Annotated in this window: 9 protein-coding genes; 7 read left to right on the top strand and 2 right to left on the bottom strand. The window is 74.1% G+C overall.

The window, feature by feature from the left end:
- Nucleotides 1–115: 115 nt before the first annotated feature.
- The 6 genes from AB0A61_RS00140 (at nt 116) to AB0A61_RS00115 (ending at nt 6,011) form a co-directional block, all read left to right on the top strand.
- On the top strand, nt 116–424 hold the full coding sequence (locus AB0A61_RS00140) for a hypothetical protein (protein ID WP_361283596.1): 309 nt from the start codon (nt 116–118) through the stop codon (nt 422–424).
- Nucleotides 425–699: 275 nt separating this feature from the next.
- Entirely contained in the window at nt 700–1,704 is a 1,005-nt protein-coding gene (locus AB0A61_RS00135; RefSeq protein WP_361283594.1) for an OB-fold domain-containing protein, read from the top strand.
- 3 nt (nt 1,705–1,707) lie between these two features.
- Complete coding sequence (locus AB0A61_RS00130; protein ID WP_361283591.1) at nt 1,708–2,112, top strand: MaoC family dehydratase; 405 nt, start codon at nt 1,708–1,710, stop codon at nt 2,110–2,112.
- Complete coding sequence (locus tag AB0A61_RS00125; protein ID WP_361283588.1) at nt 2,109–3,275, top strand: lipid-transfer protein; 1,167 nt, start codon at nt 2,109–2,111, stop codon at nt 3,273–3,275. Before AB0A61_RS00130 ends, AB0A61_RS00125 begins: the two co-directional genes overlap by 4 nt.
- Nucleotides 3,276–3,423: 148 nt before the next feature.
- Nucleotides 3,424–3,981, top strand: coding sequence for a SigE family RNA polymerase sigma factor (locus tag AB0A61_RS00120; protein WP_361283585.1), 558 nt, complete (start codon nt 3,424–3,426; stop codon nt 3,979–3,981).
- A 353-nt stretch (nt 3,982–4,334) separates the two neighbouring features.
- Nucleotides 4,335–6,011 (top strand): long-chain fatty acid--CoA ligase, encoded by a 1,677-nt coding sequence (locus AB0A61_RS00115; protein ID WP_361283582.1) that lies wholly within the window; start codon nt 4,335–4,337, stop codon nt 6,009–6,011.
- Nucleotides 6,012–6,214: 203 nt separating this feature from the next.
- Here the strand turns inward: AB0A61_RS00115 and AB0A61_RS00110 are convergent, their stop codons facing one another.
- Nucleotides 6,215–7,423 (bottom strand): MFS transporter, encoded by a 1,209-nt coding sequence (locus AB0A61_RS00110; RefSeq protein WP_361283579.1) that lies wholly within the window; start codon nt 7,421–7,423, stop codon nt 6,215–6,217.
- A gap of 120 nt (nt 7,424–7,543) precedes the next feature.
- Here AB0A61_RS00110 and AB0A61_RS00105 point away from each other — a divergent pair, with 120 nt between their 5' ends.
- Nucleotides 7,544–8,131 carry a TetR family transcriptional regulator gene (locus AB0A61_RS00105; RefSeq protein WP_361283576.1) on the top strand — a complete coding sequence of 196 codons (588 nt, stop codon included), beginning with the start codon at nt 7,544–7,546 and terminating at the stop codon, nt 8,129–8,131.
- Nucleotides 8,132–8,462: 331 nt separating this feature from the next.
- On the opposite strand, the gene AB0A61_RS00100 is transcribed toward AB0A61_RS00105, so the two are convergent.
- The gene (locus AB0A61_RS00100; RefSeq protein WP_361283573.1) at nt 8,463–13,040 is read right to left on the bottom strand and encodes a PAS domain-containing protein; all 4,578 of its coding nucleotides are present in this window, start codon (nt 13,038–13,040) and stop codon (nt 8,463–8,465) included.
- Nucleotides 13,041–13,115: the final 75 nt, after the last annotated feature.

Genomic DNA, 13,115 nt, shown 5'->3' with positions numbered 1-13,115 from the left:
GGTTCGCCGGGGATTCGGTGGGCAACTCTGGTCTCGCGACGTCGTGAGAAACCGCCGGGGTGGTCGGCCAACTTCCCTGGCAGCAGCCTTACTTCATGTGTTCTGGAGGAGCAACATGGCAAGTATCCGTACTGTCCGCGCCATCGCCGCCGTCTCGGCTCTGCCGCTCGCGACCGTTCTTTTCGGCGGCGTCGCGGCCGCGGACAACGGCGCCATCGCGGACAACGGATCGAACGCCGGTGCCGCGAGCGTCGTCGGCAGTGGTGTCGGCCACGACAACAGCGGCAACTCGTCCACCACCCAGCAGCAGGCGGTCGGCGGCGCCTCGAACCAGAGCAATACCGCCCAGGTCAACGGTTCCGCGCCCACGGCCCTCCAGCAGGGCAACAGGAACGTCGCCGTCCACTTCGCCCACCTCTGGTGAGCCGTAAGGGCCGGGCGGCAGTTTGGGGACCACCGGCCGGCCCTGAAATCTCGTGGGTGTGCTTTTGAGGGGAATTCACACGTCTGCGCGGTGGTGCTTCGGCGCCGCCGCGCAGACGTTTGTGCCGTAGATGACCTCGACGGTGCCCGGAGGTGACCTTGACAGTGCCCCCTTACCTGACGGACAGTCAGAAACTGCCGTCCCCTGCGGGATTCAGCGGAGCCGGGCGCGGCCAAGGTGAGTCACGGCGAGGCGACGCCGAGGGGGCGCAGGCGGTGGTGAGGAACCAGGCGCACGGCCGGGCCGACGAGTTGGGGCCGCGGCTCAAGGCGTACGAGGGGCGGTCCGCCGCCGTCGCCGGGACCGGAAGGGACCCGGTGAACGCGCCGATGATCCGGCACTGGTGCGAGGCCATGGGCGACGCCAACCCGGCGTACACCGGGCCGGACGCGATCGCCCCGCCCACCATGCTCCAGGCGTGGACCATGGGCGGACTGTCCGGGCACACGGGGCGCACGGAGGCCCTCGACGAACTGCTCGCCCTGCTCGACGCCGCCGGGTGCACCGCGGTGGTGGCCACCGACTGCGAACAGGAGTATCTGCGGCCCCTGCGGCCGGGCGACGAGGTCACCTTCGACGCGGTGATCGAATCGGTTTCCGAGCGCAAGACCACGAAGCTCGGCACGGGCTACTTCGTCACCACCCGGATGGACGTACGGGTGGGACCCGAGCTCGCCGGGACGCACCGCTTCCGCATCCTCAAGTACGCCCCGGCCCACCGACCGGCCCGGCCCGTGGCGGCCCGGCCGGAGGTGACCCGGCCCGAGGCGACCCGGGCACGCCGCCCCCGCCCCGTGGTCAACCGGGACAACGCCGGCTTCTGGGAGGGCGCCGCCCGGCACCAGCTGCTGATCCAGCGCTGCACCGGCTGCGGGACCCTGCGCCACCCCTGGCTGCCCGGCTGCAACGCCTGCGGCTGCCCGGAGTGGGACACCGTCGAGGCGAGCGGCGAGGGCACCGTGTACTCCTACGTCGTGATGCACCACCCGCCCTTCCCGGCCTTCGACCCTCCCTACGCGGTCGGCCTGATCCAACTGGCGGAAGGGGTGCGGATGGTGAGCAACGTCGTGGGGGTGCCGTACGACGAGGTCCGCATCGGACTGCCGGTCAGAGTGGAGTTCCAGCACTACGAAGAAGAGGGGGCCGGGGCCGCGGGGGACGACCCGGTGGTCCTGCCGGTCTTCCGGGTCACCGGCGGCGAGGCCGGACGTGGGGAGTGAGGGATGACGGTGCCGAGGGCCGGCGCACAGCTGCCGCCGCTGGAGATACCGATCACGCGCACGCTGATCGTGGCGGGTGCGATCGCGTCGCGGGACTACCAGGACGTGCACCACGACCCGGAGCTGGCGCGCCACAAGGGCTCGCCGGACGTCTTCATGAACATCCTCACGACCAACGGCCTGGTCGGCCGCTACGTCACCGACCACTTCGGGCTGGCGGCCGTGCTCCGCACGGTCGCCATCCGGCTCGGGGCGCCGAACTACCCCGGTGACACCATGGTGCTCACGGGCACGGTCGAGGAGACGGACGGCGGCACCGCCACGATCCGCATCGTCGGGGAGAACGGCATCGGCCGGCATGTGACCGGCACGGTCACCGTCACCCTCCCGCCGGGGGGCGCGACATGAGTGCGCGGATGCGGGACGCCCTGGGCTCGCGCGCGGCGATCGCCGGCATCGGTGCGACGGAGTTCTCCAAGGACTCCGGGCGCAGCGAGCTGCGGCTGGCCGCCGAGGCGGTGCGGGCGGCGCTCGACGACGCGGGGCTGACCGCCGAGGACGTGGACGGGATGGTCACGTTCACCATGGACACCAGCCCGGAGATCACCCTGGCCCAGGCCTGCGGAATGGGGGAGCTGTCCTTCTTCTCCCGCGTCCACTACGGCGGCGGGGCCGCCTGCGCGACCGTCCAGCAGGCGGCGCTCGCCGTCGCGGCGGGCGTGGCCGAGGTGGTGGTCTGCTACCGCGCCTTCAACGAGCGGTCGGGCCGGCGGTTCGGCTCGGGGGTGCAGCAGCGCGAGCCGTCGGCGGAGGGCGCGGCGCTCGGCTGGTCGCTGCCGTTCGGGTTGCTCACCCCGGCCTCCTGGGTGGCGATGGCGGCGCAGCGCTATCTGCACGCCCACGGTCTGACGCCGGAGGCCTTCGGGCATGTCGCGGTGGTGGACCGCGCGTACGCGGCGACGAACCCGGCGGCGTACTTCCACGGCCGCCCGATCACACTCGCCGACCATGCCGCATCGCGCTGGATCGTCGAACCGCTCAGGCTGCTGGACTGCTGCCAGGAGACCGACGGCGGGCAGGCGCTCGTGGTGACCTCCGTGGCGAGGGCGCGCGACCTGCGGCACCCGCCCGCCGTCATCGCGGCCGCCGCCCAGGGCTCGGGCCGCGCCCAGGAGCAGATGACGAGCTTCTACCGTGACGACCTGACCGGGCTGCCCGAGACGGGCGTGGTCGCGCGCCAGCTGTGGCGGACCTCCGGGCTGGCTCCTGCCGACATCGACGTCGGGATCCTCTACGACCACTTCACGCCGTTCGTGCTCATGCAGCTGGAGGAGTTCGGATTCTGCGGCCGGGGGGAGGCGGCGGACTTCGTGGCCGAGCGCCAGTTGCCGCTCAACACCCACGGGGGACAGCTCGGTGAGGCGTATCTGCACGGGATGAACGGCGTGGCGGAGGCGGTACGACAGGTGCGCGGCACGTCCGTGAACCAGGTGCGGGGAGCGGCCCGGACCCTGGTCACGGCAGGGACGGGGGTGCCCACCTCGGGCCTGGTCCTCACGGCGGACGGCTGAGCCACCCTGGGGTGAACCCGCAGGGCGCGCCGCCCGCTCGTCCACCTACAGGAGGTGCGGTCGACCCCACCCGTACAACCTGAGTCGGACTCTGCTTCGGGACTTGGGGCCGATCCGCCGCGGTGGCAGCCGCTCATAGCGTGGAGCCATGACCACACCCGTCTGCACCAGCGCGTCGCACGCCGCGGTACCGACGACGCAGACCCCGGCTTTTCCTTCGTTCGCGTCGTACGTGAGGGCCCGCCGGCCCGTGCTGCTGCGCACCGCCCGCTCGCTGACCGCGAACCCGAGCGACGCGGAGGACCTGCTGCAGACCGCGCTCGCCAAGACGTACGTCGCGTGGGAGCGGATCGAGGACCACCGGGCGCTCGACGGCTATGTGCGCCGCGCGCTGCTGAACACGCGCACCTCGCAGTGGCGCAAGCGCAAGGTGGACGAGTTCGCGTGCGACGAACTGCCCGAGCCGGAGCCCATGCCCGACGCGGCCGACCCGGCGGAGCAGCAGGCGCTGCACGACGCCATGTGGCGGGCGATCGCGAAACTGCCCGCCCGGCAGCGGGCGATGGTCGTCCTCAGGTACTACGAGGACCTCTCCGAGGCCCAGACGGCCGAGGTGCTCGGGGTGTCCGTGGGCACGGTGAAGTCGGCCGTGTCACGGGCACTCGGAAAACTCCGCGAGGATCCGGAACTGGGCCTCGTCCGCTAGGCCCCTCGTCCGCTGGGCCCCTCGTCCGCTAGGCCCCTCGTCCGCTGGGCCCCTCGTCCGCTAGGCCCCTCGTCCGCTGGGCCCCTCGTCCACGTCCCGCCTACGCCGCGGCCAGCCCTGGCCTGCCTCGCGACGCCCTGCACACTCCCCCACCCGGAACCCCACCCGGAACCCCACCCCGACCCCCAACCGCACCCCCACAATCCACCCCGCATCCACCCTCACCTCCACCCCCACGCTCGGCCTCGCGCGAGCAGGACCTGCACGGCGACGCGTGATCGATCGCCCTGCCCTAGTGACATACCGCGCGGTATGTGCGCAGAATCAGCGCATCCTTTACCACCGCGTAGGCAATGCCGCCCCGGGAGGACGCCGTGCTGAGCACCATGCAGGACGTACCGCTGACCGTCACCCGCATCCTGGCCCAGGGAGTGCTGGTGCACGGACGGTCCCAGATCACCACGTGGACGGGGGACGGCGAGCCGCAGCGGCGCAGCTTCGCCGAGGCGGGTGTCCGCGCCGCGCAGCTGGCCAACGCCCTGCGCGACGACCTCGGCGTCCGGGGCGACGACCGGGTGGCCACGCTGATGTGGAACAACGCCGAACACGTCGAGGCGTACTTCGCGATCCCGTCCATGGGTGCGGTGCTGCACACGCTCAACCTGCGCCTGCCCGCCGAGCAGTTGGTGTGGATCGTCAACCACGCGGCCGACCGGGTGATCATCGTCAACGGTTCCCTGATTCCGCTGCTCGCTCCACTGCTGCCCAAGCTGCCGACGGTCGAGCACGTCGTCGTCTCCGGCCCCGGCGACCGTTCCCCGCTCGACGGCGCCCACGCACGGGTGCACGAGTACGAGGAACTGATCGCGGGCAAGCCGGCCAGGTTCGACTGGCCGGAGATCGACGAGCGGCAGGCCGCCGCCATGTGCTACACCTCCGGCACCACGGGCGACCCCAAGGGCGTCGTCTACAGCCACCGTTCGATCTACCTGCACTCCATGCAGGTCAACATGACCGAATCCATGGGCCTGACCGACCGGGACACCTCCCTGGTGGTGGTCCCGCAGTTCCACGTCAACGCCTGGGGTCTGCCGCACGCGACCTTCATGACCGGCGTCAACATGCTGATGCCGGACCGGTTCCTGCAGCCCGTCCCGCTCGCCGAGATGATCGAGCGCGAGAGGCCGACCCACGCGGCGGCCGTCCCCACCATCTGGCAGGGCCTGCTCGGGGAGCTGACCGCGCGGCCCCGGGACGTCACGTCCCTCACCCAGGTCACCATCGGCGGCTCCGCCTGCCCGCCCTCCCTCATGGAGGCCTTCGACCGGCTCGGCATGCGGGTCTGCCACGCCTGGGGCATGACGGAGACCTCCCCGCTGGGCACGGTGGCCCGTCCGCCGGCCCACGCGGTCGGCACCGACGAGGAGCTCGCCTACCGTCTCACCCAGGGCCGCTTCCCGGCCGGTGTCGAGGCCCGTCTCACCGGACCCGGCGGCGAACGCCTGCCCTGGGACGGCGAGTCCGCCGGTGAGCTGGAGGTGCGCGGCCCGTGGATCGCGGGCGCCTACTACAACGGTCCCGACGCCGAACCGCTGCGTCCCGCCGACAAGTTCAGCGAGGACGGCTGGCTGAAGACGGGCGACGTCGGCACCATCAGCCCCGAGGGCTTCCTCACCCTCACCGACCGGGCCAAGGACGTCATCAAGTCGGGCGGTGAGTGGATCTCCTCGGTCGAGCTGGAGAACGCCCTCATGGCCCACCCGGCCGTCGCCGAGGCCGCCGTCGTCGCCGTCCCCGACGACCGGTGGGGCGAGCGCCCGCTGGCGACCGTCGTCCTCAAGGAGGGCGCCACCGCCGACTTCGAGACCCTGCGCGCCTTCCTGGTCGAGGAGGGCAGGATCGCCAAGTGGCAGCTGCCCGAACGCTGGACGGTGGTCGAGGCGGTGCCCAAGACCAGCGTCGGCAAGTTCGACAAGAAGGTGCTGCGCCGCCGCTACGCGGCCGGTGAGCTGGACGTCACCCAGCTCTGACCGGCGAGAGGCCGAACACCCCGGGTGGGGAGCTCCGGACTGCTCCACAGCTCCCCCCCGCCGCCCGTCCCCGGTGCGACAGCCCCACGGCCCATCGGGCACCGCATGGGGCACACGCATGGGGCACCGCACTCACCGCCGTCCCGGGCGCAGCCCCACGGCCCATCGGGCACCGCATGGGGCACACGCATGGGGCACCGCACTCACCGCCGTCCCGGGCGGGCGGTCGTACCCCACCCCACCGCCAGCCACACCGCGGCCACCGCGCAGACACCGGTCCAGCCCCAGTGGGCGAACGCGGGGCCGGCCACGGACGAGGCGAGGGCGGCGCCCGCGAAGCCGGAGACGACGTAGGCCGTGTTGGCGGTCGCCGGGGTGGACGTGGTGGTCAGGGCCAGGGTCTGGTTGGCCACGTGGGAGGTCACCAGGGCCGCGTGGACGGCGACCGCGGCCGCGCACAGCGCCGCCATCGCATGCCCGCCGAGCCAGAACAGCGGCACGGACGCGGCGGCCAGCAGGTACGCCGACCGTACGACCTTGGCCGCGCCGAACCGGTCGACCAGGCCCCCGGCGAGCGGGGCCACCGCGGTGGCGGCCAGCCCGAAGAGGCCGAACAGACCGGCGGTCGCGGTCGACAGGCCGTAGGACCGGCCCGTCAGCAGCAGGATGAGCGAGGTCCACAGGGCGCTCCAGGCGCCGAACATCCCGGCCTGCCGCAGGCACGCCCGCCACAGGTCGGGCGAGCGCCGGACGAGTCCGGGCAGGGCGGTGACGCCGGCCAGTAGCGGACCGGTGCGGCGGCGGCGCTCCGACGGCAGGGCGAGGGCGGTCGCCAGGCCGAGGGCGAGCGTCAGCACGGCCGCGCCCACGAACACCCAGCGCCAGCCGAAGGCCTGCCCGGCCAGTCCGCCGAGGACACGGGCGGCGACGATGCCGGTGAACAGGCCCGCGATGACGGCCGCGACATGGCGGGCGCGGCGGTCGGCGGGGGCGCGTTCGGCGACCAGTGGGACCAGCAGCTGGGGGACGACGGTCGCGGCGGAGGCGACGAACACGGCGGCCGCGAGGGCGCCGGTGCCGGGCGCCGCGGCGGCGGCCACCAGGGCGGCCGTGGTCACCAGGGACAGTGCGGCGACCAGCGGTCGCCGGTTGACCCGGTCGCCGAGCGGAGCGAAGAAGAGCAGGCCGGTCGCGTAGCCGAACTGGGCGACCGAGGCGATCCAGGTCACGGTCGAGGGGGCCGAGCCGACGTCGTGCGCGATGAGCGGGAGCATCGGGGCCGCGAGGTAGATGTTGCCCGCGGTGACGGCGGTGCACAGGGCGATGAGGGCGAGGAAGAGCGTGGGCCGGTGCGTTCCGGTCGTGGTCGGCCGGGCGGGCGTCCGTTGCGCTTCGAGGACAGGGGACGGCATGGGCGGAGGGCCTCCGATCCGCTTATAACCAACTGGTTGGTTGGACGATGGAACAGTCTGCTCGGGCGGCGGATTCCCTGTCAACCAAATAGTTGGTTACTTGAGCGCTACGCTGTCACCATGGCAGCAAGGGACCCCGAGGCCACCAAGGCCCGGATCTTCGAGGCGGCGGTCGCCGAGTTCGCACGCCATGGCATCGCGGGCGCCCGCATCGACCGCATCGCGGCCGAGGCCAAGGCCAACAAGCAGCTGATCTACGCCTACTTCGGCAACAAGGCGGAGCTGTTCTCCCAGGTGCTCGGCCGTCGCATGGTCGACCTCGCGGCCGCCGTCCCGGTCGACCCGGACGACATCGAGGGCTGGATGGACCGGCTGATGGACTACCACGCCGCCCACCCCGAACTGCTGCGCCTGCTGTACTGGGAGGGCATCGAGTACGGCACCGCCGAGCTGCCCGACGAGACCGAGCGCCAGAACCACTACGCCCGCAAGGTCGCCGCCGTCCAGGACGGCCAGGACCGAGGCGTGATCACGGACGCGATCCCCGCCCGTGACCTGCTGTTCCTGCTGGTCGCGCTGGTCAACTGGGCCACCGTCGTCCCGCAGATGCGGCGCATCCTGGTCGGCGGCGCGGACGACGACCGCGAACGCCTGCGCGCTTCCATCCGCGAGGCGGCCCGCCGCCTGACCGCCAGGCAGGCGCCCTGAGGGGATGCCTGCCTGAGGGGTGCCCTCAGGAGTGCGCCTGCCCGAGGGGGGCGCCCTCAGGCGCGGGCCCTCCTTGGGGTGTTTCTGCCGAGGGGGTGCCTAGTGCCCCGGCAGGCAACGTTCGCCCCGTCGCGACGCCCGGCGCTCCCCCAAGCCCTTCGAGCAGGGGGGACCCTCACTCGCCGCACCGGCCGAAAGCCCAAGTACGTCCAGTACGAGGACTTCCGGCCGGCACGCCGAGAGCACGCTCCCCCAGGCTCTCGGCTTCGCTCGAGCAGGGGGGACTCCCATGACGCCACTCCTTGACGGGCGAACGTTGCCTGCCGGGGCACTAGTTGGTGCCGATACGGGACAGCAGGTCGACGATGCGCGTCTGCACCTCGCCGCTGGTGGACCGTTCCGCGAGGAAGAGCACCGTCTCGCCGGAGGCCAGGCGCGGCAGGTCGGCCTGGTCGACGGCGGCCGTGTAGACCACGAGCGGAGTGCGGTTGAGCTGCCCGTTGGTACGCAGCCAGTCGACGATGCCCGCCCGGCGCCGGTGCACCTGCATCAGGTCCATCACGACCAGGTTCGGCCGGAACTGCCCCGCCAGCGTCACCGCGTCCGCGTCGCTCGCCGCGCGCGCCACCTGCATCCCGCGCCGCTCCAGCGTCGCCGTCAGGGCCAGCGCGATCTCCGCGTGCTGCTCGATCAGCAGCACGCGCGGCGGGTGCTGCTCGCTGTCCCGCGGAGCGAGGGCCTTCAGCAGGACGGCCGGGTCGGCGCCGTACGCCGCCTCGCGCGTCGCCTGTCCGAGGCCCGCCGTGACCATCACCGGCACCTCGGCCGCGACGGCCGCCTGGCGCAGGGACTGCAGTGCCGTACGGGTGATCGGCCCGGTCAGCGGGTCGACGAACAGCGCCGCGGGGAAGGCCGCGATCTGCGCGTCCACCTCCTCGCGGGAGTGCACGATCACCGGCCGGTAGCCACGGTCGCTGAGCGCCTGCTGGGTGGTGACGTCCGGGGCGGGCCACACGAGCAGCCGGCGCGGGTTGTCCAGCGGCTCCGGCGGCAGCTCGTCGTCCATCGGCTGCGGACGGGGGGTGTCCGCGATCTCGACGGCACCGCCCGGACCGTCCAGCGGCTCGGGCCCCTCGGCGGCGTTCTCGTCCGGGGCCCCTATGGCGTACGACCGTCCGGCGCCCTCGGTGACCTGCACGAGCCGGGACTGCCCGGCCAGGGACGGCTGAACGGGGGATCCGCCCGGCGAGGGCTGGGCGGACCGCTGCTCGGCGGGCGGGTGCGGGCGGCCCGCCTGCTCCGGCCGCTGCTCCGCACGCGCGGCCGCGGGGTCCGGCGGCGTGCCCAGCTTGCGCCGACGGCCGGAACCGCCCGGCGCGTGCGGGGGCGGGGTGGCCGACTGCGGCTGCGGCGCCTGCACCTGAGCCGCCTGCCGGCTGAACGGCACGCCCTGCCCCAGCGTCCGCACGCTGATCGCGCGCCCCTGGGTCGAGTTCGGATCGACCGGGGCGGCCTCGGCCGGCAGCGGCTGGGCCGCGCGGGGGGCGCCGACCGTCTGCCCGACCGGCTGCGCACCGGCGACCTGCTGGGGCGGGAGCGGGGTGCCGGGGGCCCGCGTGCCCTGAGGCGGAGTACCGGAGCCGGGGACCGCCGCCGCTGCCTCCGGCTGCGGGGAGGCGGCGGCCTGGGCCGTACCCGCGGGAGTCCCGGTGGCGGCCGGTGGCAGTGGGGCGCCGGTGGCGTGCGGCGGGAGGGGTGCGCCCGGCGCGTTCGGTGCGTGCGGCGGGAGGGGTGCGCCCGGCGCGTTCGGCGGTGCGACGGGTGCGGCGCCGTTCGGCGGCATGGGCATGGCCGCGGGGATCGGCGGCACGGCAGTACCCGCGCCGGAGGTGTCGTCCGTGCCGGGCCACTGCTGGGCGGCCGGGGTACCGGCGGCGGGGGTCGCCTGTACGGCAGGGGCGCCCTGGCCCTGGGCGGGAACGCCCTGCCCCGGCCCCCCCGGGTGCTGCACCGGGGCGACTGGGGTGGACGCGGCGTCCTGCTCCGGGAGCCCCTGGCCGGCACCGCCCGCGGCGGGCAGAGCCGTCTGCCCGGAAGCATCCTGTACCGGAAGTCTCTGGCCGGGCACCTGCCCACCCGGCACCTGCTGCACCCCGACCGGCTGGCCGGGGGCTGCCTGGGGCGCGACCGGCCGGCCCACGGCGGCCTGGGCCGCGACGGACTGTCCGGGCACCGCCGGAACGGCCTGCGCGGCGCCCGGTACCGCCTGCCCCTGGCCCACCGCAGTCCCCTGCGGCGGCACGGGACCGCCCTGTCCGGGTGGGCCACTCCGGGGCACCACCGCCTGCGCGGGAACGCCCTGCGCGGGCGTGGCGGACGCAGCGGCGGCCTCGGCCGGCTGGGCCACCGCCCGCCGCCGACGGCCGGTCGGCGCGCTCGTGGGATGCGGCTGGGGCGGGGTGTGGTCGTGGGCTTGGTCGTGGAGCACCGCGTCGTGCCGCCCCTCTTCGGAGCCGACGGCGGGACCAGCGCCCTGCGCAGGCATCTGGGCCTGCTGCCCCGACGGGTCCTGGACCGGCCGGTCCGCGTCGGCGGGCGGCAGTGCGAAGACCGTACGCGGAGCCGCCTCCTGCGCCGCGGCCCGCTCGGTGGCCGCGGCCAGGGCACGCCTGCGGCGCCCGGTCGGCTGCGGGGCCGACGGCTCGGCCGTCGTCTCCTCCGTCACCGCGGGCAGCGCCGGGGGCAGCGCCTGCGGTGCGTCACCGTCACGCCGGGCGCGCCGTCCGGTGGGCGCGGGCACGCCCTGCGGCGGGACCGTGCCCCCCAGGCCCGTACCCGAGGCCGCGGTCCCCGCGGCGTGCTCGGCCGCGGTGACGACGGCGCCCTCGGTCACGGACGCGTCCTCGGCGGGCCGTCCACGCCGCCGTCCGGTACCGCCGGAGCCCTCCGTCTCCTGGGCCGCCGACTGCGCGGGCAGCTCGGGCTGCGCCGGCTGCGCGGGCTGCCCGGTGGTACGCCTGCGGCGCCGCCCCGTCGGGGCCGACCGGGCGTCGGGAGCCTCGCCCTCTCGGTCCCCCTCGAGGAACGCGTCGGTGGACGCCCGCCGGGCCCGCCGCCGCCCGCCGCCGGAGGCCGGTTCGGCAAGGGCGACCTCCGCGGAGGCCCCCTCCTGCGCACCCGCCGCGGCAGCAGGCGCCTGGGCGGCCGCCGTGGCGGCAGGGGCCTGCGCGTCCGCCGCAACGGTGCCCGCGCCGCCCCCGAGGGGGACCTCCAGGACGAAGGCACTGCCGCTCATCCCCGGCACCTCGTGCGTCTGCAGCACGCCGCCGTGCGCCCGGACGATCCCGCGCACGATCGGCTCGTGCACCGGGTCTCCCCCGGCATACGGCCCACGCACCTCGATGCGCACGACCTCGCCGCGCTGCGCCGCCGCTACGACGACGGTGTTGTCCATGTAACCGCCCGCCGACACGGGTGTGTTGCCGGTCGCGTCGACGCCCGCCACATCCGCGACGAGGTGCGCGAGCGCGGTCGCGAGGCGCTGCGGGTCGACCTCGGCCTCGATGGGCGGCGCGTGCACGGCGAACTGCACCCGTCCGGGACCGATGAGCTCCACGGCCCCGTCGACACCCGCCGCGACGACCGCGTCGAGCATCACCTTCGTACGGGTGATCGCGTCACCGCCGGAGTCGAGGAGCTGGTAGCCGAGGACGTTGTCGATGAGGGTCGTGATCCGCGAGTAACCGGCCGACAGGTGGTGAAGAACCTGGTTGGCCTCGGGCCACAGCTGTCCGGCGTCGTCGGCGGCGAGGGCGGCCAGCTCGCGGCGCAGTTCGTCGAGCGGCCCGCGCAGGGAGGCGCCGAGCAGGGTGAGCAGCTGCTCGTGCCGGGCGGCCAGCGCCTCGTACCGGTCCTTCTCCCGCTCGCCGAGCGCGGCGTAGCGCTCCTCGTTCGAGGCGAGCTCCTCCGCGTGCCGCTCGGTGAGCTCCTCGGTCTCGGCGACGTGCTGCTGGCGCAGGGCGGTGAGCTCGGAGGCGTGCTCCTCGGCGAGCCGCTCCAGCTCCTTCGCGTGCCGCTCGGCCGCGGACTCCTTCTCCTGGACGAGGGAGTCGAAGGGCCGCCGGTCGGCGAAGGTCATCACGGCGCCGACGAGCTGGTCGCCGTCGCGCACCGGCGCGGTCGTCAGGTCGACCGGCACCTTGTCGCCGCTCTTGGACCACAGCACCTGCCCGCGCACCCGGTGCTTGCGCCCGGAGCGCAGGGTGTCGGCGAGCGGGGACTCCTCGTACGGGAAGGGCGAGCCGTCGGCGCGCGAGTGCAGTACGAGCGTGTGCAGCTCGCGGCCGCCGAGCTCGCCGGCCCGGAAGCCCAGTATCTGGGCGGCGGCCGGGTTGACGAGGACGATCCGCCCCTCGGTGTCGGTGCCGACGACGCCCTCGGACGCGGCCCGCAGGATCATCTCGGTCTGCCGCTGGGAACGCGCCAGCTCGGCCTCGGTGTCGACGGTGCCGGACAGGTCGCGGACGACCAGCATGAGCAGTTCGTCGCCGGTGTAGCCGTGGCCGTCGTAGGCCTGCTGGCCGTTTTCCAGATTCGCGCTCGTGACCTCGACCGGGAACTCGGTCCCGTCGGTGCGCCGCGCGATCATCCGCGTCGGCTTCGTCCGGCTCCTCGGATCGATGTGGTCGGGCCGCCGCATCGAGCCGGGGATCAGCCTGGAGTCGAATTCCGGCAGCAGGTCGAGCAGCCCTCGCCCGACGAGGGCGGTACCCGGGGTCTCGAAGGCCTCCAGGGCGATGGTGTTCGCGTTGACGACCGTCCCGTTGGCGTTGACCAGTACCAACGCGTCGGGCAGCGCGTCGAGTATGGCAGCGAGGCGAGCAGCGCCTCGGGATGGCCTGCTGCTCACGAACGCTTCCTCCCTGTTACCGCACCTTGCCGACCGCCGGGGCCATCTTGCCAACCGGCCCGCAGCGTGTCACGC

Source organism: Streptomyces sp. NPDC046197 (assembly GCF_040646295.1).
In the GTDB taxonomy this organism is placed as follows: Bacteria; Actinomycetota; Actinomycetes; order Streptomycetales; family Streptomycetaceae; genus Streptomyces.
Note: the sequence above shows the minus strand (reverse complement) of the source record. Positions and strands in the feature narration are given on the sequence as shown.

Coding starts and splice junctions, on each gene's coding strand:
- AB0A61_RS00125 (WP_361283588.1), top strand. CDS start 2,109: ATGAGTGCGCGGATGCGGGACGCCCTGGGCTCGCGCGCGGCGATCGCC.
- AB0A61_RS00110 (WP_361283579.1), bottom strand. CDS start 7,423: ATGCCGTCCCCTGTCCTCGAAGCGCAACGGACGCCCGCCCGGCCGACC.
- AB0A61_RS00130 (WP_361283591.1), top strand. CDS start 1,708: ATGACGGTGCCGAGGGCCGGCGCACAGCTGCCGCCGCTGGAGATACCG.
- AB0A61_RS00105 (WP_361283576.1), top strand. CDS start 7,544: ATGGCAGCAAGGGACCCCGAGGCCACCAAGGCCCGGATCTTCGAGGCG.
- AB0A61_RS00115 (WP_361283582.1), top strand. CDS start 4,335: ATGCCGCCCCGGGAGGACGCCGTGCTGAGCACCATGCAGGACGTACCG.
- AB0A61_RS00140 (WP_361283596.1), top strand. CDS start 116: ATGGCAAGTATCCGTACTGTCCGCGCCATCGCCGCCGTCTCGGCTCTG.
- AB0A61_RS00120 (WP_361283585.1), top strand. CDS start 3,424: ATGACCACACCCGTCTGCACCAGCGCGTCGCACGCCGCGGTACCGACG.